Source organism: Phocaeicola salanitronis DSM 18170 (assembly GCF_000190575.1).
Taxonomy (GTDB): domain Bacteria; phylum Bacteroidota; class Bacteroidia; order Bacteroidales; family Bacteroidaceae; genus Phocaeicola; species Phocaeicola salanitronis.
Genome location: NC_015164.1, coordinates 2001576 through 2026503, shown reverse-complemented (window position 1 = coordinate 2026503; position 24928 = coordinate 2001576). Strand labels below are relative to the sequence as shown.

The following is a 24928-nucleotide window of genomic DNA, read 5'->3' as shown; positions in this document are numbered from 1 at the left end:
CCCGCACTGGCGGGCGATAACTACCTATAACTCCCTTTTAACTCCTGATTGGCATCAATAATCAATTTTCGCGCTTTGATTTCTTCCTCGCTTTCGCCAAAAGATAAACCGGATAGTTCTGTTTCCAACTCGTCCAATCTTTTTTTGTCCGTTTCTGATAAATTTGAGAAACTGTTTTGAATTTCTCCAAAAAGTTTTTCTCGTCTTGATGTATCCGTTTTCGTGTGTGCTTTGGGCGATTTTTTGGTCCTTTCCGCTTCTGTTCTTCGTCAGATAGCCCGCTATCTTCCTCATCACACAAGCGGAAATGCCTCAAAAACTCATCCCAAATCATCGCACGATAAATTCAAAGCAGTTTCTGATTTCTCCAGTAAATCATAGCGTTCCTTTATCATGTTGTCCCATTGTGGTGCACGGTCTGTAGGTAAGTTAAACAAATTGCTCATTAAAACCTGCCCCACATCATAGGTGCTATAAACGTCCGCTTCTGTTTCATGCAGTTTTCCCTTTTCATCAAATACTAAAATCTGAGCTATATCGGCGGCTCCCATAGCTATCAATGGGCTATGGGTTGTTACTATAAACTGGATATTCCTAAAAACATCTGAGAAGCTGTTTTGAATTTCTCCAAAAAGTTTTTCTTGGCTTGATGTATCCTTTTTCGTGTGTGCTTTGGGCGATTTTTTTGGTCCTTTCCGCTCCTGTTCTTCGTCAGATAGCCCGCTATCTTCCTCATCACAGAAGCGAAAATGCCTCAAAAACTCATCCCAAATCATCGCACGATAAATTCAAAACAGCTTCTGAAAGATCATGCAAAATTTTCCGCTGCCATGCAGGATGCAGATGCAAGTCGGCCTCATCTATCAATACGATTCCCTTTCCGTCCAATGGGTTTTCATTGCTCGGGTTTGCCTCGGCAAGCCTTGACGCAATATCCGCTACCATGGCTACCATAATCCGATATCCGTCGCTCATTTGCTCTATCCGTACTTCTCTGCTGCCTTCTTCTGTTTGCTCATCCATAACAAACCGCATCGGAGACAGTTCTATACGAGGGTTCTTATATCGGCAGGCCAGAATCTGATGCAGGGCATTCCGCACAGCTTTCAATACGGGAAGCTGGTAATTGCGGTCGTTTATCCTACGTGGCGGAACCGTAGGTCGACGAAGTCAATTGTAATCCGCATCCTCAACTAATGGTTTCGGATTACAAATCCGGCGTGACAAGCAAATGATTTTTGCATTTCATTTCTGATTGACTATAATTCTCTTAAATTATCAACTCTCTGATTGTATCCAGCAATTCTTCCCTATGACTCACCCACGATTTGTATTTATGCGCCTTTGCCTTTTCTATCAGTTCTGGCAAGTCTTTCATGTCCGTACAAATCAGCACATCATATTTGTCGTGCATCAGTGTGGCGATTTCTATCTGATGGTTGTCCACATGTTCCCCGTATTCATGAAGGCGGGGACAGACTACTAAAGGTTTTCCCATTTCCATACACGAAATGATGGAGTTCACTCCACTATGAGTGACTACGACTTCCGTTTCTCTCATATAACGATTAAAGTCTTCATTCGGAATCAGTCCGAAATGCGTGAACTCCGGTTGCACTGGATAGAGTGCGGATTGCATCACTATCTCGTCTGCTTTATATTTGCCTTGACCAACCAATTGATTCAAGGCTGTGATAATACGCCCGAATGGAAACTTCTGGGTTCCAAGTGGGACAAACAATTTTATTTTATCCATAGTGTCAATATGTCAAAGAACGATAAATAATTTTCCTATCAAAGGAAGTCGGGCATCCCATTTTTAATAAACGCTTCCGCTATAAATGGCTTTCGGATATACTTTTTTCATTTCCGGCCATTGCACAAAGAAATAGTCAGCAAAAGGATAGAGCATTTTACCCGTAACCGATTTGCTATCCAACTTAGCAAAGCTTTCCACATAGATAATTCTGCACTTGAACAACCATGCGAACAGGCAAGTTGGATAAGATGCTCCTGCTCCCGTGGTTATCACCGTGGTCGGTCTTTCGATGATGAAATAGATGAAAGAAAGGAGGATATTCCAACAGAACTTAAAGATAAAGCTCATGCCTCCACGTTCTTGCTGGACTAAATAATGATGCGGATGCTTCTCTACGGAAGCTGTAGATGCTACGTTCTTTTCCGTAATGATGTAATATTGCTTGTTCTCAACCAACGGAAGTAATTGTATCAGTTCCATGAAGTGACCGCCGCAAGAACTGACAAGGCAGATTTTAGATTTACGCTTTTTCATATTTGTATAGGTGCAAGTGTAAACACTCAATAGCGTTCGCTCTCTTAAAAATCAAGAAGATGAACTTTTGAGTGTTATAGGAATTAACAATTTATAGTGTATTATACTATGCGCGGCATGGATTTGTGCATTTTGTTGATGTCACGGTTCCGGTATGCCGTCTCCGTTCGCCGCGCATTACTAAATTGTGCTTTCATATTCAGGTTAGTTAAAAAGCTTGCCGTTATTATCTTCTTGCTTCGGCGCAGATAGCTTCCTTCGCTGTAAGATTAATAATCTTCCGCTTGTAAGATTAATAATCTTGCAGCTTGAAGATTATTAATCTTACAGCGAAAGAGCCTATATGCGTTTGCCGCCGCACCTATATTCGCAGGCTTATGCAACCGGCTGCGTCTTGCAAGGATACTATCCGGAAAGGTTGATACCATGACAAGCCTGCGAAATATTGACGCTAAATTTTCAAATCATAGAGGCAGAAAATGCATATTTTGATGCCGATAAAGTATAGTAAAATGTAGAATTAGTGTTTAAGAAATTTACAATATCAGATTATAAATCAACATGAATATCCGCCTTTTCCCTAATTGGCTGTAGGGGCGTATCGCATACGCCCTGAAGGCATCCGCGTGGATAAGTGGACACATTCGGGCGTATGCGATACGCCCCTACATGGGATGTTTGCGGATATTCATTTTGAAAATTATCCTCATGGTTTGATGCTATCTGCAGATTCACAGTTCCTTGCATACCGCCATCTCTGCTCCTCTGAAAACCACCTTCAGCAAGTGCAGCTGCGTGCCTTCACTGATTTGGAGAACCACCCTGTCCCGGCTATACTTCTGTAATTGGGTATCGGCTTCCCGGCTTTTCTCCTCCACTTCGGCATCCGAAGCCGTTGGTTTCACATACTTCAGTTCCATAATGTAGCTGTGCGCTATTTTCGGATAACGCATCCTGTCGGGCAACAACAGGAAGTCGCTGTAACCATAGTTCAACTCGATTTCCGGTTCTACCAAGTAAAGGGAGTTTAGCGCCAGATATGCCTTGAAGAATCCCTGCAGGTTGTGTTCGCCCAAGATGCTGTCACGTATGGAAGAGTTTTCCCGGTAAGCATTGGCAATACGGCGGACAAAAGGTTCCCATTCGCCGTTCAATGCCATGCGTGTCATCTCCATTTCCATCGGGATGCTGTCTATCTTGAAACTGCGGTCATAGTAATCCCGCATGAAGCTCCAGTACTGTTCTTTTACACAATTGTTCGGAATCACCATCTTGACCATGTTCCCATAATTTTCTCCCATGGTCAGCAACCCGTAATAGTAGAGCAGGCTGCGGAAATTGTTGTCATCCGTCACATATTCGGCAGGAAAAGAAGTCTTCAAGGTCATTACTACTGCGCCGGTCGCTGCAATCTCTTCAATCACACTCATGCGGCTCTCCCGTTGGTTGCCCCGGTCGATGTCGGCAAGCATCTTCAGTTTCTTGTAGTCCGTGCGGATGTTCTTGTCCACCATCTCACGTGGAGGACGGGCATGAAGCATCTGATGGCGCAGGTAATAATACACCATGTCGCAATTATACAAACGGTCATCGTTCAGGCATTCTTCGGCAAAGCAATAGTTGTTGTACCACGGTTTCATCTCCGCCATCATCCTGTCGATGTCGGCATCCGCACGGAGCTTGCCGTTGTCTTTATAATATTGAAACATCGCATGGACATCCGTCTCAGAAAAACCAAGCATGTGGTTGAAGTTCGGGTCTTGCGAGATGTTCCAGTCGATGTTATAACCGCTGGAAAGGTCATCGAGCGTTACGGGTGACACGCCAATCAGGAACACCCGGCTGAACATCGCCTTGAAGATTTTGAAATAGTCACGGTAGAAACCGCTGGCATGTGTCAGCTTGCGGAACATTTCCTTGCCTCCGTCCGAAAGTATGACGTTGGTGAAGTTGTCGTATTCGTCTACAATCAGGTAAAGCGGATAGCCTCTCCCCTTAGCCTGTATGTGGATGAAGTTCAGTTTGTTTCTTGCTCCTTGCCGTCCCTTGACTTCCTCGGCGAACCCTTCACCATAAAATGCCGCATAAGTCGTGGCAAACATGTCGAGCACCATCCCGCAATACTGGTCAAAATAATATTCCAGTTCCTCCTCATTGCGCCCGCCTATCAGCGAGAAGTCGAAATAAATCACCTGAAAAGTGTTCTTTAGCGGCGTAGGGTGCTGCTGTATCCACAACCCGTCGAACAATTTGTCGAACTTGTCCGCTTTGGCGATGTCATAATAAGCACGCATCATGCTGACGAACACGCTCTTGCCGAAACGGCGTGGACGGATAAGGAAAAGGAAATTATTTGTATCTTCCAGTAAAGGGAGATACATCGTCTTGTCCACATAATAAGAATTCTCGTTCCGAACCTGTTCGAAATCAGCGATACCGTAAGGTATTTTCTTGACCGTTTTTTCCATGATGGCATGTGCTTAATGGGTTGACGAAACAAATGTACGAAAAATAAATGAATAAACCACTCAAAAACAATGATGAGATTATTGCATCCATTCATCAAATACCTCTTTCCATGACCGATAAATGTTTTCCAATGAGTAATCACGCTTGCTGGTCAGCATGGCATTTTGCGCCATTTCATTCCGTTTGGATTCATTCTCTATGACAAAAGTCAATTGCTTAGCCATTTCATTTACCTCAAACTTACCATTCTGTGGCTGTACAATCATGCCGTTTTCCTTGTGTTTGATAATGTCGTACACGGCGGAGTAGCTTCCATAGACTACGGGTACTACACCAAACGACATACCTTCTACAATTACAAGACCAAATCCTTCGTATTCTGAAGTCAAAATAAGTATAGATGCTTTTTTATAATATTCGATTGGTGATTGAAAGCCTTCAAAAGATACTCTTTTAAGTTTCAATGATTTGCACATTTCTTCTAATTGCTTTCTTTCTTGTCCGTCTCCTATTATTTTTACGGACCAATCCGGGTATTTATTTTCAAGCAAGCTCCATGTTTCTATAATTCGTGAAACTCGTTTCTGATTGTAGTCGATTCTTCCGACATAGATTATTTCTTTTTGCTTTCGTGTCAAATCCAACTGGAATCCTGTAGTGTCTATTGTTATAGGATTGGTCTGCACAATCAAATGATTGGGATGCTTGATGCCTGTGAAATCTTTAAATTTATCAATGAAGCTGGGAGACAATACCATGTATAGGTCGCTATGGTTGTAAACGTAGCGCATGCTTTGGCTGGTGATTTGCTTGAATGCAAACTTCTTGCATTGCAGCATCCAGCGTTTCAAGTGATTCGTTGTTTGCGACAAAGCTATCTCCACCTCTTTTATTCTTGCATTGCTGTCCGGCGAATTGTGATAAACGGCAATTGTTTTGATAGCAAGCCCTTTTCTCGCCTTGTCTAAAACCTTTGCCGGGATATACGGCAGTCCCCATTGGTTGATAACAACTTGAATATTTTTTCTTATTAATATGCTTCGCAAAGACTCCACATTTTCCTTACAAAAACTAAAACCTTTGTTATATACAAGTTCAATACGTTTATCTAATCGATTCTCTAATGAGGGATTTTTTTCATAAAATGCCCACAAAATAACCTGATGTCCTTCTGAAACAAATTTATTGGCAAGTATAGAAGTTACGACTTCTACACCGCCAATTTCGAAAGATTTCAATAAGAATAAAATGTTCATTGTTTTGTGAAAAGTTTTTCGGCAATATGTATCTATAAGGGAATGTGTTATTATGCTATGTATCAAATTTGGATGACATAGTATCAATCATCATAAACCTATCCAATTGTCCAAGAATATATCCGGATTCCCGTGTTCACTATTCCACCATTTCTTTGGGTAAAATACGCATTCTTTTTCTTGACCTAATCTGGCTCCCCAATAACTAAAGGTACTATTGGCTATAATGGCATGGCGGCATTGCGACATAAGATACATATCAAGAGGAGAATCTTTCCCTACATTCCAATCTACATAGAACGCATTATCTCCCAGCTCTAAATTCTTTTTCATCCATGGGATATCATCCGAAAAGCAAATAAATCTCACGTCGGGATGCATTTCTTTCATCTGTGCTAATGCTCTTTGATAGTACTCTGATGTACAGCAACCTTCAAACAAGGTCTTATAATTAACTGACAGATAATCTCCCCGGCGGACATGTACAAAGCAGGCATTCGATTGTCGTATTTCAACCAACGCTTTCCGATTATATTCAGACAAAGCAGATTCATCTACTTTCCACTGAATCCAATTTTGTTTATTTGGAATGAAGCGCTTATTAAATTTGAAAGGAAAAAAGACTATTGCTTTAGGATGTTTCCAGTCACGCTGGTTTAAATCCAGCCATCGGGAGTTTGGGAAACATTGTTTGTATAGATAAAAAAGTCCGGTCACAGGCAATACCCACCAAGGTTGTGAAGGAAGATTTACACGGAACCATTTGTCAAGTTCCAGTCCATAGTGTTCTGCTAATTTCTTTCCATACAATCCATAAAACCGTTCATTAGGAAACTTCCTTTTCAAATGGAGGTAAAAAGCGTATTCAAACAGCTGATTCCCTAATCCGCCTGTAAATACTAAGATTTTCAAATTCATTTAATTATCGCTTGTAATCTATATTGATTAAAAATTTCAGGTATCTATATACGTCATAAAGTGAATATCTCTTATCAAAAAGCATTGGAAGTTTTAGTATGATATAAATTGTTTTCAAAAAATAGAAACCACATTGGGATGTCCAATTACGCATATAATTAAACATACCTTTTTCGCTCATTATTTTTTTATCTATGAGTGTAAACGTTGAAGAACTTGCTTGTTCTAAATGAATTATTTGAGGACCTAAAATTAATGCCATTTTATACCCCGATTTGTTAAAACGACGTTGCATGTCATTTTCTTCGTGGTACATAAAAAATGTTTCATCAAACATTCCTAATTTGTCAATCACTTCTTTTCTAATAAATAAATCTGCTCCTATCACCATTTCAACTTCCATCCAATCATAATGTTTCCCCCAATATGTTTGTTTATTTTTCTGATGAAATTTCTTAGAATAAGAATTTAAAGCCATTTTTAAAATACGTCTTACCGTAAGAAACTCTCCGTAAGACTGATTAGGACAAAAATTTTTATCTAATAAATAAGCTCCAATGCAAGCAATATTTTTAGAAGCTTTTTCCATTTTCTCATAAAAAATAGAAATTGCATCATTCAATAAGATTGTGTCAGAATTCAGTAAAAAAATATATTTCCCTTTTGCTCTTTTTAATGCTAAATTGTTAGCTCTGCCAAATCCTATATTTCTATTTGATTTTATAAAACATATTCTTTTATCATTGCTAAAGTAATCTATACTCCCATCTTGAGAGTTATTGTCAACTAAAATAATTTCATAAGAAACGTCTTTAGTTTGAGAAATTACACTCTTTATACATTCGTTTGTAATACTCTTGGTATTATAATTAACTATAATTACAGAAACATCCATCAATATTTTTATTTTCACTGTATTATTTACTTAACAAATCAAATTTGAGCGAGTAATAGGCTTAATTTTATAGATAGTATTTTATTTTACCGATCTCTTCTTATGCAGTAATTTGAAAGAACATTCAATAACGGAATTTATGGTTTTAAACAATTTGGGGAAACGACGATAAAGCTTATATAAAAATGATTGCATGAAATCTACATCGTCACAAACAAAATGATGTCCTATAAAAGCTCCTTTTCCTTTCCTTATAAAGGGAATCAATGTTTGAGGGATATTTCCACTTTCTTTTACTTTTTCAAAAACATTTATATTGCGAAAATAGTAAGCACTTCTATTCCCTATTTCTCCAAAGTAATGGATTATTTTAGCTTTATACAAATAACTAAGACCATCTTGACATATTTGGCAGTCCCATATTCCATCAAGTTCTTTTATTGGATATTTTAACATCTGATTTGTATAAGCTAATGCTAATTGGTCATAAAATAACCCCTTATGTAATTCATATATCCAATTGTTGTGCCATTCATCATAAAATTTGTGAGTAAAATTATTGTCACAAACAAACATTACACCGCTATTGAAATGAATTGTATCTTTTTTGAGTATTGTGTCCCAACCTATTATATGTGCTCTTGAAAGTATTAATTTATAATTTTGCATATCTTTAAAATCACAATGACTATCTTTTACAGCTGCTATATCAATCCCCTTATCTAAAAGATTGTCTATATCAGACAAATTATCTGTTATGATTGTATCAGAATCAATAAAAAGATATGCTCCTTCAATATGTTGTCGTATTGTTGTTTTCAGATATCTGGACCTCTCTTTTTTAGTATACTTAGCAGGAATATTTACTACAACTTTATCTGAAATGTATTCTAATATTTTAGCCCTTTTACCTATCAATGTGTCATTTGTCTTGTCATCAACAATCAACACTACTCTTGTCTCTGGATTATACAAGCGTAATGAATATACAGAAACCAATGTTTGTTCTAAATAAAAGTCTGTCTCGTCACTTGTAACAGCGTATACGATTTTTGTTTTCATAAGGGTTTAACATTTGTATAGTGAGAGGAAAGTGATTTTTGATTAGAAACTATAACTGCAGACATGCCCAATATTAAAAACGAGAATGGGCGTATTCCCGTCATAAGTGTGGATAAGAAAAATGCTATAAATAGTAATTGCAAAATCCACACATTACAATAAGTATTCTTGAATATGCGATACATATAGAATATTAATAAAATGAACATGCAAAGCCCTATCCAACCTTGTTCTACCAACTTCAATAATACAAAACTTTCATATCCTAAGAGCTTTGGATGCAATTGGTTATGATGGTCTTGATAATACTCTCTATATATTCGTCCTTTTCCAAATAAAGGATTATCTTTAATTTCATCATTAGCAGCTTCGAATTGTTCGAAACGCATACTCATGGATGAACCTTCGATTTCACTTTTACTCTGTTTCGTATCATCCCAAAATTGAATGTATGTTGCAAATGAGGTGAAATATTTATCAATATCCCGTTGAAAATTTAAAGGCATAAAGGTGTAGAGAACGATTAAAAAAGGAAGCGTCAGAATCAGTTTATACACAAAACGAATCTTTTCTTTCATTAAGAATAATCCTACAATCAATATTAAGGGGAATAAAGCGCCGCGTGTGCCGGATAGGAAAATGCCAATGCTTAAAAGTATTATCATGAACCACCTGAATCTTTCGTTTAGCATTCGGCTTTTACAAAGGAATATAGGGACAAGCAGAAGAAAATACTGCCCAAGAGAAAGAGGATGGGCAAAAATGGACTGTAAGCGAAAATCCATAATACCTCGTTGCATATTTATCATATCTGTGTAATATGCATTATCTTCTTGCCCCATTAAAAGGTATAAAGGTGTTCCTGCAAAATTTGTCCGAAGAAATATTTCACAAACGAATGAATATACGATATTGCATAAAATTAAGATTGATAAAACGATACATAGTTTCCGTACGAAAAGATTATTTTTCTGAGCGACAATAAGGCTTTCTACAATGATTGATATTTCCAATAGTTCTTGTAACAAGTTACATATTTGGTGGTTTAAGGGGACAGTGGAAGAAAAGATAATTATAGAAATATATGCAATAATCAGAGTCAGTATAGGCTTTTTGTTGTTATAAAAAAATGAAAAAAGAGCTTTCCTATATTCTTTATGAAGGACAAACGAAATGGATATAATTATTATCTGCAAAAGATAGACATTGATAAAAGATATGATATATGTATTTAGCAACAATAATGATGGAACTATAAATAATGATGCCCAAAAGAAAATGATTCCGTTCTTGCATGAATACCTGGTAACTATTAGGAATATGACAAGGTAAACCGCAATAAAGACTTTTAAAATTACAGTCATGTTATGCTCTATTTTTCAAAGAGAAAATCTTGATTAAATTATACTGATGCGTACATTGTACAAATGTACATGCGCAGACAAAGGATAAAGCCGATTTTAATAAGAGGGACAAGAAATGTGATTGAATATTGCAAAAAAACGCCAATGCCCATAATATAATTCCTATGAATATTCCTAAGATGAAGGGATTTACACATACATATAATATAGGACGTAACGAAGAGTTTAACACTACCTTATACAATATCCAATATGAAATCACAGCATTGATAAGCAAAGTGATATCCCAAGCCCAAGCCATACTTTCGATAGTGCGGAAGTATACAGCAGCAAAGATAAAACCTATCACCGTGCAACACGTATTGCTTAATCCACCATAGAACAGCCAATTGGTCTTTCCTGCCGCCTGATAAATGGCACCTGTTGTAGAAAGAATCATTTGTAGAGGTAAGGATAAAGCCAATATCTGGAATACAGGAATGGCTTTTCCCCAACGGTCTCCATAAACGATATAAATAATATCATCTGCCGCAAAATAAAGAAATACCCCCAATGGGAAGCTGATTGTGGCTATCAGCTTGATGATTTTATTGTATTTCTCTGTCAGGCTTTTATAATCATCCTGCAAAGAGGTCAGAATCGGGTGCATGACCGGAGTAATCACATTCGTTACATATTGCAAGGGGAGCATCATCAGGCGGTAGGACTTCTCGTAATATCCCAATTCGTTCATGCTGAAGAAACGTCCGATAATCAGTTTGTCCAAGTTCCGGGAAAAATAATTGATGAAATTGAACAGGAACTGGAAACTGGAATACGAAAATATTTTCTTTAACGCATCCGTACGTATCTGCCAACTGAATTGCAAGGGATATTGCCTGTAATTCAAGATAAAGACTCCGATTGACGTCAGAATAGGAGAGATTAGCAGGGCATACAAACCCAATCCTTGATAAGCCGCAAATACGGAAATGATTCCACAAATGACCTGTAACAATAAAGTTCTTTCGGCTATAAACTTAAACCGCTTGTTTTTGTTGATTAATGCATTGGGGACGATGTTCCATGCCGCAAAAAGCAGGTTGACAGACAATAACTGGCAAATAAGGGCGAGAGAATCCTCTTTGTAAAATGTACCAATGGGATAAGCTGTCCAAAAGAAAAGAACCGCAAGCAATATTCCTCCCCAGATGGTGAAAGAGAAAATCGAGTTTAAGTCATCTTTAGTCAAATCTTGTTTCTGGATAATGGCAGGGCCTATCCCCATATCGGTAAATAAGGTAAAGAATGCTATCAGTACGGTAGCTACAGCCACAACCCCAAAATCTTCCGGAGTCAACAGGCGTGCCAATATTGCCGTGACAATAATCTGTACAATCAAGCCGGAATACTTTTGAACGGCTGTCCAAAAGATACCGCTTATCATTTCCTGTTTGATTGACATTATTTCAGCAGCTGGTATAAATTATACTTTGTGAAGACAGCCTCTATTTGCTTGTCGTTCAATATGGCACCTTGTGTGTTTATTAAGCTTAATCCGATGTCTTGCACTTCTTCGTTTAAAAAATACTCTTCACCTTTCAGGTTGTGTGTATATACTTTTTTCGAAAGTGTACCTTTTTTCATAGCCATTGCCTTAAACCATACATCATCGGCATATTTGCATATATCCAAAAAAGTCTCTTCATTAAACACTTCCTCATCTAAGGAATGTGGAGGATATAAAACGCCTCCAACACCTGTTGGAAAATTCCAAATAGAAGCATCTTGATTTGTATAAGTCCATTTCCACTGCATGTAAGGTAATAATTTCCCTTTGCCATTAGGTAACATAAGATGATAACGATTACAATAAATGTAAGAAGGATCTTCTTGATATGCCATTATCAATTTCTCCAATAAATCAAACTCATAAAGGACATCGTCATCTATTGTAATAATGGCATCATCAGGATATTTTTTCAAAGCTGGAATCAGTTTCTTATACGAACGGATATCCTTACAATATTCAATCTCCAATCCTCGTTTCTGCAATAATTGCAACGCTTTAGGCAAAGGGAGGTTCTCAAAACTATAATCTAACCACAAGATAATCCGATTAGCTTTCATGGTCTGTTCCATGATGGATTCAATGGTCAGATGCACGTCATAAATTCGTTTGCTGTAAGTCGTCAGCGATACAATGATATCATGGGCACAATATTTTTCATCGGTAATACCCGATTCTTGGCTGTGCAGGATATTCTGTTCCAAGATGTATTTCTTTTGATTGAACCGGATTTGATGAATCAGTCTGTTACTATCTGATATCATGCTAATTCGTTGTTTGATTTTACGAAGGAAACTTGGATATCTCATAATTTGCGCATTTGGTGTGTATTAATAAAAATATAATCGCTTACTCCCAATATATTGAGTACTACCCGGCTTGTATAAAGCTCGACTATGATAATCAATATCATCCGGAAGTAAAGCAGCAGCGTATTCTTGGCTATGCGCTTGTTGTTTTCTGCTGTAGTTGCCACGAAAAAATGAATAATGCCAATCAGGAGTTAAAAGGGAGTCAGATGGAGTTATCGCCCACTTGACGGGCTGTGAGTTGGATGCCAATACCTTTTGCACTGTTTTCAGAGGCAGGACTATTGGCCTTTAACTCCTGAACGAAGTTATAACTCCTGTGAAACATAACTACGTTTAACTCCTGATTCGCAGAGTAATTGATAGTGAGAAACATTTGTGTACAGGCGACACAAGATCTGAAAACTCTGTATAATCGGTTGTTCCTTTTTTATAAACTAAGAAACTGTTTTGAATTTCTCCAAAATGTTTTTCTTGTCTTGATGTTTCCGTTTTCGTGTGTGCTTTGGGCGATTTTTTGGTCCTTTCCGCTTCTGTTCTTTGTCAGATAGCCCGCTATCTTCCTCATCACACAAGCGGAAATGCCTCAAAAACTCATCCCAAATCATCGCACGATAAATTCAAAACAGTTTCTAATTCGGCAGGCGCTTCCTTTGTTTGCGTATTTTGTGGATGTCATCATAGCGGAGACGATGTGCACATCGTCTTTACAGAAACGGTGTGGAATGTGTGCAAATTCGTACACATACGATATATCAATCAAGTTCTAAGCAGAACTGTTTTATATTAATCACATTCACGTTCGGGAAATTTATCGATTTCAACACATCATAGTGATGGTCATTCGTAACAATATAGCGGGCGTTTGCGGATATGGCACAATCGACAAACTTATTATCATCAGGGTCGGCTGTGATAAGGTTAAAATGAAAATAAGGTGTAATCAGTTCTACAAACGGGCTGTTCAGTATTGTTTTCACAACATAGTCTGCCGTTTCATAATCAGTCAAACGATGTAAGACTTCCGCATATTCCTCAATAATCTCATTGGATACACAAAACGTATTTTCCCCTTTTACAAAAGACATCCACACTTTATGGTAACGGCTTTTATAAGGGATGCTTTGTATGAGGCAATTCGTATCAAGAACTATACGGCTCATAACCTATTTCAGCTTATGCAAATCCATTTCGTTGATTTCGTCCAGCCGCTTTTGGTCGAGTATGCCTTTATCCCAAAGGTCATTCAACTTGGCATTCATGCGTTCGGAATAATAATGATATAATACCTCCTTCAATTCTTCCAAACTTTGAGGGGAATTGTCATACTCGAACATCCGGAGTAAATGAATCTGTATAGGATTGAAAGCTGTCGTTTCCATATTATCACGCTTTTATTGTTACTTCCACAAAGATAGCAAATCTTTTCAAAGGGGAGAAAATTTCTTGAGAATTTATCTCGTGTGTAAATATTCTCGTGTCTTCTGTAATTCTCAATAGAGTTCACTTCACTAAAAATCAGCAAAATGAACTATTTAGGATTCTAAAAAATAACGGTTTATAATCATTATTCAGCCAATGGCATGGGGAATAAGTTATCATAATTCCTGTTCCCGCCAATTACCAGTTTCATTGTGGTTGCGATATAGTCACGGGTATCAAGACCTACATTCTTGCAGGTTTCAATCAGGGTGAGAAATGTCAGTGCTGTCTCAACACCTTCTCCACTACTAAAAAACAATGAGTTTTTCAGATGCATTATAAAAGACTGGATGACTCTTTTCACAAGCATATTGTCTATAGCGAACTGGCCGTCTTTCCTGTAATTCTGAAGTTTTCCCAACCATCCGCCATTTGACTGAGCGACTTCCTCATCATCTTGCCGTAATGTTTGTAAGCGTCCAATTCTGACGTACCCCTTGGCATTACAGGCGATACGCCTAAAATAGAAAGTGTAAAATTATGAGTTTGCTCTTCTTTTATAGAGATAAAGCGTGTGGAACATATATACTACTTAGATGTATGATATAGGAGTAAAAGTGTTACCTAAGCAAGAACTCTTCCGGCGTATATACCGGAATATCCGAAAAATGAAAGTCTTTCTTATTGCGTGTGATGATGCAGTCCACACACGCCTGTTTGGCTGAGAAATACTGCAAGGCATCTTCAAAATCCTTTTCCTTCAAACGGATTGCTTCGTGCACAGCTTGTTCTCCAATACCTGTTACATGTAAGAACGCGACAAAGTTTCAAAAATTTCATAAAGCTGGTTGAGGCTCATTCTTTTCCGGGCGATATAAGCAATATTGGCAAACGTCAAGTCGGAAACATACAGATGGTGGATTCCGTCATAACTCATTTGGAATAAGCCAATGCATCAGCGACAAATGGTTTGCGGTTTTCCACATAGTCCACGACAATATTCGTGTCAAGAAACAGTTTCATCGTATTCCGTATTTTTCCAGCAAATAGTCTTCTTTTGCCTTTTCTCTCTCTGCATCGGTAAGTGGAGGGATGCAGCCAATCAGACTTATCAAGCTCTCCGGCAGATTATATTTCTGCCGATAATAGTCTCGCGCGGCTTCAGCCTTCTTTTGCCATTCCGCGGCATCGGCATGAGATTCACTTTCATCTGCAGAAGATTGCTTTTCAACCGCTTTAATTCCTTTCTTATGCTTCATGCTTCCTATAAGCCGGTTGATGATATACCATTTCGCTTCATCGGGTTGCCCCATAAGTTCATCTATCAAAGCAGGCGAAACAAGCTGACCATTAGTTGAAGCCTTTGCATAAGCGGCCAATGGCTCATTAGCCACCATGGGTTTGTCTTCATGTTTCTTGTATTTTTTCATAAGATGTTCCTCCCTGTTTTGTAGATTCTGGTAGGACAAAAATAAGCAATTCGGCACGAATCTCCAAGTTTTTAAAAGAAATCATTATTTCCAGCCAAGGTCTTTTTTATCAGGTTGATGGCAAATGTCAACCCCAATTCATGAGACAAAACAGCTTCTTACTGTTTTTTAATACAACATGAACATTCTTCAACCACCCACTTCTCTACCGTCCGTGTTTCCGATGAGAAGTTCACGCCTATCAAGTAAAGCTTGCGCTTGTCCGCCTGGAACGGACGGGCGTATTGGTTGTCCTTGATTTGCCGGAGGGCTTCTTCGGCTGTTTTATCAAGCTTCAGCTCGATGATATAAATGTAGCCATCGGTCTGGATCGTCACGTCCATGCGTCCTTGGCTGGTGGCTTGTTCTACCACGACATTGAATCCTAAAAGCTGGAATATCAGGTAAAACGTGTTTTGGAAATATTTCTCTGCGTCACCTGCTATACGGTAGTCTTGCCCAGCCAGCATGGTCTGTATCAGCAACAAAAAATCTTCCGGCCTGCCCTCGTCTACTGCCACGACAAAGTCGCTGAGGAAACTTGCCTTGTCGTCGTTGCTTATGGGCGTGTAGTAGGGCAGCAGGAAGTTGAAGAAGCCGCGTTCCACTTCCTCATTGGGAAAACCGAGCGTATAGATGCGCATCTTGCGGTCGTATCCCTTGATGGTGAGGTATCCGCTTTGGTAAAGCACGGGGATAGGGTTTGACGTTGCCGTATCGGTGGTAGAGAGTACGTCAGACATCACCTTTTTGCCCTCCAAGTCTTTCAAGCGGTAGTTTTTGGACTGTAGCAGCTTCACCAAGAACGTAGGTGTGCCGGTTTCGAACCAATAATCGTTGAAAACCTGACTGTCGAACGTGTTGAGCAGGCTGAATGGATTGTAAACCCCGATGCTGTCCTCACGGAAATGGTAGCCGTCGTACTGCTTGCGCAACTGTCCGCAAGCTTCCTCGAAAGTTATGCCGTTGGCATCGGCGAGCTCGCGGATAGAGTCATCGAAATAACCGTGTAGTTCCTGTTCGGATATGCCGCAAATGTCAACGTACCGGGGATCCATGGATATGTCTTTCAGATTGTTCAGGTCGCTGAAGATGCTGACGTGGCTGAACTTGCTCACGCCCGTAATAAAGCCGAAACGGATGCAGGCATCCAATGACTTGAGCACGGAGAAGAAGGCTTTCAGCATATTCCGATAAACACTGTGCAACGTCTCATTATCGATAGTGTTAAGCAGAGGTTTGTCGTATTCGTCAATCAGTACCACTACTTGCTTGCCGGTCTGCTTGTAGACATTGTGTATCACGTTATAGAAACGGGTTTCAGGGGAAAGCGATTTGTCGGTAGTCAGACCGTATGCTTGTTCCCATATCATAAGGTGTTTGTCCAATTCCTCTTGCAATGCATTCTCGTTGGTGTAATTCTGGGCGTTCAAGTCGAGATGAAGTATGGGATATTGCACCCAGTCCGTTTCCAGCTTCTCGATGGCCAATCCTTTGAAAAGTTCCTTCTTGCCCAAGAAGTAAGCTTCCATGGTAGAGACCAGCAGGGACTTTCCGAACCGGCGTGGACGGCTGAGGAAATAGAATTTCCCTCTCAACGCCATTTGGTAAACCATTGCCGTCTTGTCGACGTAAACGAATCCGCGTTCACGGATGTCGGCGAAACTTTGTATTCCTATAGGGTATAGCATGTGGGTTTTTAAGTTCTTTGATTCTTTGAAGCAAAGATAGCAAATCTTTTCAAGGGGGGAGAAAATTTCTTGAAAATTTATCGCATGTGTAAGAGCCTGTTTAAATTTTCCAATAAAGGTAAGAAACAGTTTTGAATTTCTCCAAAAAGTTTTTCTTGGCTTGATGTATCCGTTTTCGTGTGTGCTTTGGGCGATTTATGAAGATACCTTCATTGGAAGCTTGTTTTTATTACTCATGCAGCCATACCGTCCGCAAATACCTGCGCCAGACCGCTAAGTGTGTGGTGTTGTTTATTTCTTTGCAGATATCGGTACATGTCTTAATCAGTTCATCTTTTCCTTTTTCCTGGTCGGTTGTGGTTATAGCCATTACATTCAGGGTGGTTTTGCCGATTGTAAAATCCGGGATAGGCTTTACGGGCGAACTGCTATCCGTTAATACCCTGTATAGGGTAGGGGCGTAATTGCGGAACGATTCGATGAGTTTTGCTTTTTTTCCGTCTTCTTTTTCGTCTTGTACCGTTCCGCCGACCAGCTTCTCATGGGCTTTTCCTGCCGTCAGGAAATATTCATGGAGAAATGTGTCCCAGTTGGCAAAGAAAATGAAGTTCAGCCCCTCTCCGGCTTTCTCCATAAGGTGAGAGGGGTGCGAATGCCCATTCTCGTTTACAGCTCTTTCCCCACAGGTGAGAGGGGCTTTTCCTATATGTGCATAATAGGTCGTTGTAACCGTTTCTTCTTGCTCCTTGCTGGGATAGTAGACCTCTTCCGTGATGCCAACCTTGCGGATAATTTCGGTAAAGCCTGTGTGCGGAAGCTCTGCTTCGTCTTTGCCTTCTTCCATTTCTATGCCCGATGTAGGGGTGAGGAAGGGGCGGAGGCTGGCTTTATTCCAGTTGGCTTTCACGTAACCGGGATTGTCGCGCTCGTAACGTATGAGGTTAAGGATAAGTTCCGCCTCCTTGCCGCTCATTTGTGTCAGGCGCTGGCTTAAGGCTGTATCTCCTTTCTTGTAAAGGTCTTGGCAGAGGGCAACCAATGAAGGCTTGGCTCTCAGCCGGTCTGTTATCTCGTAAAGCATCGGAAGTGTTTGTCCGCTGTATCCGCAGGCTTGCAGGATGCCGGTGAGCAGGTCGACGGCACGTCCTTTTTCGGTGCCGGCGGACAAGCGGTCTCCTTCGGCGTTGTGCAGGCGCACCACGTGTAAGTCCCATGCATTGGGATAGGAAACGGTAAGGTAACTGCCCGGCTCCATGCCGCATACCCGGAACACTAACCTTTTATCGCGGCGGAAGCGGCAAATGTAGCCTTTTCGCCCTGCCAATGGTCCGTCGATGACACGCACAATTTCGTTAGGCTCATCGGATTTGGCATTGAAGGCATAGTCTGTGTAAGGACGTTCGAGTACGATTACCCGGTCGGCATAGTTTTCGTTATAGTCGCGGAAAGCACGCATCTGTTCTTCGGGGATGACCCGCAGGCGTGTCTTTTCTCCTTTCCCGTTCTTACGCTCATATTGCAAGATACCGTTCAGGGAGTGTTCTTCCATGAAATCCGTCAAGGCTTTTTGGGTGGCAAGCACGAATATAGTCCCCACAAACAGAGGTGCCTGCCTCTCGCTTCCTTCGTGGCGGATGTTGACGGTGGTATGGGTAGGTGCATAGACTTCGAGGATGTTCACGGACTTTGCCTTGTACTGTTCCAGAAGTTCCGCCAGCTTCCTTTCCTGCCGGGGACGTGTACGCACGATATACCAGCGGTAATCCACGTGGTTGAGTTTGTCGGGCATATATATAATAAAGGAGTTAGAACTCTATTTTATAGTAGAACAAAATTGGTTTGCGAAAATACGGAATGCAGTAGAGACGTCACATTGTGGCGTCTCCCCAACCGAAGGGATGCTATATGTTTTTGTATGTGAATGTCTTGCGGATGCATTCAGAGACGCCACAATGTGACGTCTCTACTAAAAAACAGGCTATAGTTTTTCGCAATTCATTTCTGATTGACTATAGTTGACGAGGTGACAAGTTGACGAGGCGGTGACAACGTACTGAGTAGTTATGGGCTCTAAAGGCATTGTTAACTTGTCAACTGATACCTTGCCAACGGAAAAGCATTCCTTATGTTCCCTTCATGACAACCGCATGAAGGTTCTGAAACGCCTTCTTTCAGGCATAACGGCAGCATTCCGGACGTAACTCAGCAGCAATGGTCTACCGTTGTTATGTGACGAGAAGTATGAAACAGGGTGTGTTCTATGTTGAATGCTTCCATGTCACAAATGTCTAGTATCCAATATGTTGTATTTTAGAACTGCCGTTTTGTAATCATTTTGTAATATGAAGCGGCAATTGCGTTGCAAAATTAATAAAAAGATTTAATACAGAGGGACTTACATAAGATATTTTTTTCTATAATAACATTATTAGTCAAGCGAAGGCGGCTTTTGTTTGGCTAATTTTAGAAACAGTTTCTTGTCACAGATTCATTTTCAATATGTTAGTATACAATCGTCGTTTCATATTACAAACGGGGATAGTCGGTAAACATTTTGTTTTTTCTCCTTGCGGTCATTATCCCTTATTTTCAAGACATTCCTTTTTCGATAGCCACATTCTGTTTTGATACGTTTTCGGCAACGGGAATGCTGGGTTAACGTCCCTGTACTTGTCCGGAAAGTCGACCGCCCGCGTAAGCAAACACGTCTGCTTGTGTTTGCTTGCGCGGGCGGTTATGTTTTAATGGGCTATTCTTTCGTATCGTTTATCTGGCTACTTCTCCGCTTTCCTGCTTGGCGAGTAATCCTTCTACTTCCGCTACTTTTACCATATTATAGTCTCCGGCAATGGTGTTCTTCAATACCGATGCGGCGGTAGAAAAGTCTACGCGTTTCTGTTCGTCTTCGAAGGCATGTTGGGCATACAGCATGGCGCCGCAGAAGGCATCTCCTACGCCAACGCAATCGATTACTTCATCAATGTCAAATACGCGGGTATGTTTCATCGTTCCGTGTGAGTAAAGTACTCCGGCGAAGGTGTGGTGTGCCGAACTGATGACGTTTCTTAACGCGATGTAAATGTATTTGCAATCGGGTACTTGCCGGCTGATTTCTTTACAGAACGCCTCGTAGGCTGCGGTATCGTAAGCTTCTCCGTTGCGGGTAGCTTTAAATCCGGGTGCTTTCAGTCCCATCAGCAGGGCGTATTCTCCTTCGCTTCCGAACATGATGTCGCTTGAAGTCATAAGGGGGCGCAATACTTCCTGTGCGCTCTTGCCATAGTTCCAAAGGTTCTTGCGGTAATTGATGTCGTAAGAAACGGTCAGTCCCATTTCCTTGGCGATATCGATGGCTTCTTTACAAACATCGGCAAGTCCGGGAGTCAATGCGGCATCGATGCCCGACCAATGGAAAATGCCGGCATCTTTGAAAGCGTCACGCCAATCTATCATTCCGGGTTTTAGTTCGGAAAAAGCTGAATTCTCGCGGTCGTAAATTACTTTAGAGTTACGCATGGCAGCGGCTTTTTCCATGTAATAGGTTCCTAACCTTTTTCCTCCGGTCAATACATGTTTTGTCCCGATATTGTGCGAACGCAATTCTACCAGACAGGTGTCGCCTAATGCATTGTCGGGAAGGCGGGTAATGAATTCCACTTCTCCGCCAAAGTTAGCAATCGAAATCGCTACATTGGCTTCACTTCCTCCATAGTTTACCAAAAAGTCCCGGCTTTGTTGTATGCGGAGATTGTCGGGAGTGGTGAGTCTCAGCATAATCTCACCGAATGTTACAATTTTTTTTTTCATATTTCAGTTTTTAAGTTCTTAGGCTTCGGGGATAAGCAACGGGTTAGCAAGGTCCTGAATAGCAGGAGTATCTAACGATTGGCTGGCTGATACCCTGCAACTGAAAAGGACATCCTTGCAAGCCTTTTTTATTGCCGTAACAAAGATAATAAAAAAAGGCTTACGAGGATGTCCCTTTATCTGTCTGTTTAATGATTCTTTACTTATTGCGTTCGTTCAGGATGTTCATGGTGTCTGTAGCAATCATCATTTCTTCATCGGTTGGGATGACTACCACTTTCACTTTCGAGTCGGGGGTAGAGATAACGGCTTCTTCTCCATGAATCTTGTTATTCATTTCTTCGTCGAGCTTTACGCCTAAGTATTCCAGATTCTTGCAAACAGCGGCACGTGCGCTCGACTGGTTTTCGCCTACGCCGCCTGTGAACAGGATGATGTCTACGCCATTCATGGCAGCGGCGTATGCGCCGATGTATTTGGTAATGCGGTAGAAGTACATCTTTTCGGTCAGGATGGCGCGTTCTTCTCCGTTCTTTACGGCTGCTTCCAGTTCACGCATGTCGCTTGACTTTTCGAACATGCCCAATACGCCGCTCTTCTTGTTCAGCAAGTTCGACATCTCATCGGGTGTCAGTCCTTCTTTCTTCATGATGTACGTAATGGCTCCTCCGTCGATGTCACCGCTGCGGGTACCCATCATCAAACCTTCCAGCGGAGTCAGTCCCATGCTTGTATCTACGCATTTGCCGTCTTTTACAGCTGCAATGGAGCCGCCGTTTCCTACGTGGCAGGTGATGACACGTGTGCCTTCTTGCGGAATGCCTAAGAAATCGCATACACGTTTTGAAACATAGCGGTGAGAGGTTCCGTGGAATCCATACCGGCGTATGCCGTATTTCTCAAAGTAGCGGTAAGGGATTGCATACAGATAAGCATAATCGGGCATGGTCTGATGGAATGCAGTATCGAATACGGCTACCTGAGGCACTTCGGGCAACAGTTTCTGTACGGCATAGATACCTTTCAGGTTTGCCGGATTGTGAAGCGGGCCTAAGTCGCAGCATTCTTCTACGGCTGCAATCACAGCATCGTCAATCAGTACAGAACCGCTGAATTTTGTTCCTCCATGCAGCACGCGATGACCTACGGCTTTGATTTCGTGCAAGTCTTTCACAGCTCCGTATTCGGGGTTGGTCAATGTGTCGAAGATGAATTGTACGCCCGTAGTATGTTCCGGTACGTCTTTTTCGATGATTTTCTTTTCTCCGCCTGGCAATGTCATTTTCAGGAATGAGCCGGGCAAGCCGATTTTCTCGATGCCTCCTTGTGCGAGGATTTGTTTGGTGGTCATCTCAAACAATTTATATTTGATGGATGAACTTCCGCAATTGAGTACTAATACTTTCATATATAGGTTTTGTTTTTATTGATTTTAAAAGCGTAATGTTTTTCCACCACAGAGGACACAGAGTACCGCGGAGGAAAATAAAATTAAAAACGCTGTGTACCTCTGTATCCTCTGTGGTGAATGGAATATGATTTGGCTTATTCCGCTTTAGCTGCAATAGCCTGGTTAGCGGTAATGGCAATCATCTTGTATACATCATCGATGCAACATCCGCGCGACAAGTCGTTGACCGGACGGGCGATGCCTTGGAGGATAGGGCCTACGGCGGTAGCATGTCCCAGACGTTCTACCAATTTATAAGAGATGTTGCCTACTTCCAGGCATGGAACAACCAATACGTTGGCGTGGCCTGCGATTTCCGAACCCGGTGCTTTGCTTTGTCCGATTCTCGGAACCAAGGCGGCATCGGCTTGCATTTCTCCGTCAATCTTCAATGTCGGATCCATAGCTTTGGCTTTACCTAATGCTTCTACTACCTTGTCTACCACTTCATGTTTTGCAGAGCCTTTGGTAGAGAAACTCAACATGGCTACACGCGGTTCGATTCCTGCAACGGCTTTCGCTGTACGGGCAGTGCAGACAGCAATCTGAGCCAATTGGTCGGCATCCGGAACCGGAGTAACAGCTACGTCGCCCATTACGATGACACCGTTTTCTCCACATTCGGGAGCGTGTGTCAAAAGCAGCATGGCACCTGATACGCAAGTGATGCCCGGAGCAGTCTTGATAATCTGCAAAGCCGGACGCAATACGTTGCCTGTCGTGTTGCGTGCGCCTGCCAGTTGGCCGTCGGCATCACCCGACTTAATCATCAGGCATCCGTAGTACAAGGGGTCAACGACCAGTTTGCGGGCTTCTTCGATAGTCATGCCTTTTTTCTTGCGAAGTTCGCACAATAGTTGAGCGTATTCTTCTTTTTTCGGACTGGTTTCCGGGTTGATGATGGTTGCTTTGTGGATGTTTCCCAATCCCCATTCTTTGGCAAGTCCCATAATTTCGTCAGGGTTGCCCAACAGAATCAGGTCGGCTACACCATCTGTCAATATTTGATTGGCAGCTTTCAAAGTACGTTCTTCTGTTCCTTCCGGAAGCACGATGCGCTGTTTGTTTGCTTTAGCGCGTTCAACGATTTGACTAATTAAATCCATGGCTTTATTTTATTAAAATTGTGATTGTTCTTCATTGTGTGCGATAACAATTTGTATACCGCACTGCAAAAATACGTTTTTTTGCAATATCAAGTTTGCAAAGAGACGTTTTTTTTCGGATAAAGTAAGGATTTTTTATATGTTTGACAGCAGGAATAAGAAAAAAGTCTGTTTTGCGGCAAGATTACGTCAAAATGTGTACCTTTGCACCCGTTTTCAATACGTAAAAGTTTTTAGGATATGGTTCGTCAGTGTTCAATTTTGTTTGGATGCCTTGCGTTGGGTGAACTGGTGGTTTACCTGACAGGGATTCACCTTCCTTCAAGCATCATCGGAATGCTTTTGCTTACTTTGTTTTTGCAATTGGGGTGGATTAAGTTAGAATGGGTACAAGGGTTAACCAATTTTCTGGTTGCTAACTTAGGATTCTTTTTTGTGCCTTCGGGGGTTGCGTTAATGCTTTACTTCGATGTTATCAAGGCTCAGTTCTGGCCGATAGTCGTAGCTACGCTGGTCAGTACGGTTTTAGTGTTAGTGGTTACAGGTTGGGTTCATCAAATTGTCAGGAAACATGGATTTTTTCACAAATAAATTCTTTTTGCTTGCCATAACTTTCGGTTTTTATTTCTTGTCGAAAGTGATTCAGAAGAAAACGGGATGGCTTGTCCTGAATCCCATTTTGCTTGCCATTGCCTTGTTGATTTGTTTTTTGCGGTGTACGGACATTTCGTATGAAACGTACTCCGAGGCAGGCTCTTTGGTCGAGTTTTGGTTGAAGCCTGCCGTGGTGGCATTGGGAGTCCCTCTTTATCTGCAATTGAAAATGATACGGAAGCAGCTGTTGCCGATTCTTATTTCCCAGTTGGCAGGATGTATAGTAGGGCTGGTTGCGGTAACCATTATCGCGAAACTGATGGGTGCAACTCCCGAAGTGATAATGTCGCTTGCCCCGAAATCGGTTACGACTCCGATTGCGATGGAGGTCTCGGATTCTGTAGGAGGCATTCCTTCGTTGACGGCAGCTGTGGTGATTGTGGTTGGACTATTTGGCGCCATTTGCGGATTCAAGGTGTTGCAGGTGGGGCATGTAGGAAGCCCCATCGCACAAGGCTTGTCGATGGGGACGGCTTCGCATGCTGTCGGTACGTCGCGTGCGATGGAAGTAAGCGGGAAATACGGCGCATACGCCAGTTTGGGACTGACTTTGAATGGAATCCTGACTGCTTTGCTTGCTCCTACGATTTTGCATCTGTTGGGGCTTTACTAAGAGTCTGTTTAAATTTTCCAATAAAGTAATACTCTATCAGGTCCTTTTGCGTTTGTTTTCCGGTCTGTTTTCCTGATTTTATTCGTCAGATAGCCCGCTGT

26 protein-coding genes are annotated in these 24928 nt (G+C 41.3%); 2 read left to right on the top strand and 24 right to left on the bottom strand.

The window, feature by feature from the left end; translation table 11 throughout:
* Nucleotides 1-61 precede the first annotated feature (61 nt).
* The 24 genes from BACSA_RS08710 to pta all read right to left on the bottom strand — a co-directional run bounded on the left by BACSA_RS08710 (nucleotide 62) and on the right by pta (nucleotide 23560).
* Complete coding sequence (locus tag BACSA_RS08710) at nucleotides 62-334, bottom strand: hypothetical protein (RefSeq protein WP_041583957.1); 273 nt, start codon at nucleotides 332-334, stop codon at nucleotides 62-64.
* Nucleotides 321-776: a hypothetical protein gene (locus BACSA_RS20185; protein WP_041583956.1), complete on the bottom strand. Its 456-nt coding sequence runs from the start codon at nucleotides 774-776 to the stop codon at nucleotides 321-323. The genes BACSA_RS08710 and BACSA_RS20185 overlap by 14 nt, the downstream gene beginning before the upstream one ends.
* Nucleotides 763-1023 (bottom strand): AAA family ATPase, encoded by a 261-nt coding sequence (locus BACSA_RS08700; RefSeq protein ID WP_169311451.1) that lies wholly within the window; start codon nucleotides 1021-1023, stop codon nucleotides 763-765. The genes BACSA_RS20185 and BACSA_RS08700 overlap by 14 nt, the downstream gene beginning before the upstream one ends.
* A gap of 247 nt (nucleotides 1024-1270) precedes the next feature.
* The gene (locus BACSA_RS08695; protein WP_041583954.1) at nucleotides 1271-1756 is read right to left on the bottom strand and encodes a glycosyltransferase; all 486 of its coding nucleotides are present in this window, start codon (nucleotides 1754-1756) and stop codon (nucleotides 1271-1273) included.
* Nucleotides 1757-1819: 63 nt separating this feature from the next.
* Nucleotides 1820-2293 carry a PssD/Cps14F family polysaccharide biosynthesis glycosyltransferase gene (gene pssD, locus BACSA_RS08690; RefSeq protein ID WP_041583953.1) on the bottom strand — a complete coding sequence of 158 codons (474 nt, stop codon included), beginning with the start codon at nucleotides 2291-2293 and terminating at the stop codon, nucleotides 1820-1822.
* A 731-nt stretch (nucleotides 2294-3024) separates the two neighbouring features.
* Entirely contained in the window at nucleotides 3025-4761 is a 1737-nt protein-coding gene (locus BACSA_RS08685; RefSeq protein ID WP_013617737.1) for an ATP-binding protein, read from the bottom strand.
* Between the two features lie 78 nt (nucleotides 4762-4839).
* On the bottom strand, nucleotides 4840-6018 hold the full coding sequence (locus tag BACSA_RS08680; protein WP_013617736.1) for a glycosyltransferase: 1179 nt from the start codon (nucleotides 6016-6018) through the stop codon (nucleotides 4840-4842).
* A gap of 90 nt (nucleotides 6019-6108) precedes the next feature.
* On the bottom strand, nucleotides 6109-6936 hold the full coding sequence (locus BACSA_RS08675) for an alpha-1,2-fucosyltransferase (RefSeq protein WP_013617735.1): 828 nt from the start codon (nucleotides 6934-6936) through the stop codon (nucleotides 6109-6111).
* A gap of 4 nt (nucleotides 6937-6940) precedes the next feature.
* Nucleotides 6941-7831 (bottom strand): glycosyltransferase family 2 protein, encoded by an 891-nt coding sequence (locus BACSA_RS08670; RefSeq protein WP_013617734.1) that lies wholly within the window; start codon nucleotides 7829-7831, stop codon nucleotides 6941-6943.
* A gap of 81 nt (nucleotides 7832-7912) precedes the next feature.
* Nucleotides 7913-8893, bottom strand: coding sequence for a glycosyltransferase family protein (locus BACSA_RS08665; RefSeq protein ID WP_013617733.1), 981 nt, complete (start codon nucleotides 8891-8893; stop codon nucleotides 7913-7915).
* Nucleotides 8890-9921: an O-antigen ligase family protein gene (locus BACSA_RS08660; protein ID WP_169311450.1), complete on the bottom strand. Its 1032-nt coding sequence runs from the start codon at nucleotides 9919-9921 to the stop codon at nucleotides 8890-8892. The genes BACSA_RS08665 and BACSA_RS08660 overlap by 4 nt, the downstream gene beginning before the upstream one ends.
* Nucleotides 9922-10258: 337 nt before the next feature.
* Nucleotides 10259-11701 carry a lipopolysaccharide biosynthesis protein gene (locus BACSA_RS08655; protein ID WP_013617731.1) on the bottom strand — a complete coding sequence of 481 codons (1443 nt, stop codon included), beginning with the start codon at nucleotides 11699-11701 and terminating at the stop codon, nucleotides 10259-10261.
* Nucleotides 11701-12510 (bottom strand): glycosyltransferase, encoded by an 810-nt coding sequence (locus BACSA_RS08650; protein ID WP_245546594.1) that lies wholly within the window; start codon nucleotides 12508-12510, stop codon nucleotides 11701-11703. The genes BACSA_RS08655 and BACSA_RS08650 overlap by 1 nt, the downstream gene beginning before the upstream one ends.
* A gap of 542 nt (nucleotides 12511-13052) precedes the next feature.
* Nucleotides 13053-13223, bottom strand: coding sequence for a hypothetical protein (locus tag BACSA_RS20180; protein WP_169311449.1), 171 nt, complete (start codon nucleotides 13221-13223; stop codon nucleotides 13053-13055).
* Nucleotides 13224-13370: 147 nt separating this feature from the next.
* Nucleotides 13371-13778 carry a putative toxin-antitoxin system toxin component, PIN family gene (locus BACSA_RS08645; protein ID WP_013617729.1) on the bottom strand — a complete coding sequence of 136 codons (408 nt, stop codon included), beginning with the start codon at nucleotides 13776-13778 and terminating at the stop codon, nucleotides 13371-13373.
* 3 nt (nucleotides 13779-13781) lie between these two features.
* Nucleotides 13782-13997 carry a hypothetical protein gene (locus tag BACSA_RS08640; protein WP_013617728.1) on the bottom strand — a complete coding sequence of 72 codons (216 nt, stop codon included), beginning with the start codon at nucleotides 13995-13997 and terminating at the stop codon, nucleotides 13782-13784.
* A 185-nt stretch (nucleotides 13998-14182) separates the two neighbouring features.
* Nucleotides 14183-14458 (bottom strand): hypothetical protein, encoded by a 276-nt coding sequence (locus BACSA_RS08635; protein ID WP_041583951.1) that lies wholly within the window; start codon nucleotides 14456-14458, stop codon nucleotides 14183-14185.
* A gap of 199 nt (nucleotides 14459-14657) precedes the next feature.
* Nucleotides 14658-14819: a PIN domain-containing protein gene (locus tag BACSA_RS19870; RefSeq protein ID WP_144005205.1), complete on the bottom strand. Its 162-nt coding sequence runs from the start codon at nucleotides 14817-14819 to the stop codon at nucleotides 14658-14660.
* 237 nt (nucleotides 14820-15056) lie between these two features.
* The gene (locus BACSA_RS08625; protein WP_041583950.1) at nucleotides 15057-15467 is read right to left on the bottom strand and encodes a hypothetical protein; all 411 of its coding nucleotides are present in this window, start codon (nucleotides 15465-15467) and stop codon (nucleotides 15057-15059) included.
* Between the two features lie 158 nt (nucleotides 15468-15625).
* Nucleotides 15626-17197: an ATP-binding protein gene (locus tag BACSA_RS08620; protein ID WP_013617726.1), complete on the bottom strand. Its 1572-nt coding sequence runs from the start codon at nucleotides 17195-17197 to the stop codon at nucleotides 15626-15628.
* A gap of 229 nt (nucleotides 17198-17426) precedes the next feature.
* Nucleotides 17427-18986 carry a transcription termination/antitermination NusG family protein gene (locus BACSA_RS08615; protein WP_013617725.1) on the bottom strand — a complete coding sequence of 520 codons (1560 nt, stop codon included), beginning with the start codon at nucleotides 18984-18986 and terminating at the stop codon, nucleotides 17427-17429.
* 977 nt (nucleotides 18987-19963) lie between these two features.
* Entirely contained in the window at nucleotides 19964-21004 is a 1041-nt protein-coding gene (locus BACSA_RS08610) for a sugar kinase (protein ID WP_013617724.1), read from the bottom strand.
* A 199-nt stretch (nucleotides 21005-21203) separates the two neighbouring features.
* On the bottom strand, nucleotides 21204-22412 hold the full coding sequence (locus tag BACSA_RS08605; RefSeq protein WP_013617723.1) for an acetate kinase: 1209 nt from the start codon (nucleotides 22410-22412) through the stop codon (nucleotides 21204-21206).
* A 137-nt stretch (nucleotides 22413-22549) separates the two neighbouring features.
* Nucleotides 22550-23560 carry a phosphate acetyltransferase gene (gene pta, locus BACSA_RS08600; RefSeq protein WP_013617722.1) on the bottom strand — a complete coding sequence of 337 codons (1011 nt, stop codon included), beginning with the start codon at nucleotides 23558-23560 and terminating at the stop codon, nucleotides 22550-22552.
* A gap of 240 nt (nucleotides 23561-23800) precedes the next feature.
* Here pta and BACSA_RS08595 point away from each other — a divergent pair, with 240 nt between their 5' ends.
* Nucleotides 23801-24151 (top strand): CidA/LrgA family protein, encoded by a 351-nt coding sequence (locus BACSA_RS08595; protein ID WP_013617721.1) that lies wholly within the window; start codon nucleotides 23801-23803, stop codon nucleotides 24149-24151.
* Complete coding sequence (locus BACSA_RS08590) at nucleotides 24132-24827, top strand: LrgB family protein (RefSeq protein WP_013617720.1); 696 nt, start codon at nucleotides 24132-24134, stop codon at nucleotides 24825-24827. The genes BACSA_RS08595 and BACSA_RS08590 overlap by 20 nt, the downstream gene beginning before the upstream one ends.
* The last annotated feature ends 101 nt before the right edge of the window (nucleotides 24828-24928 follow it).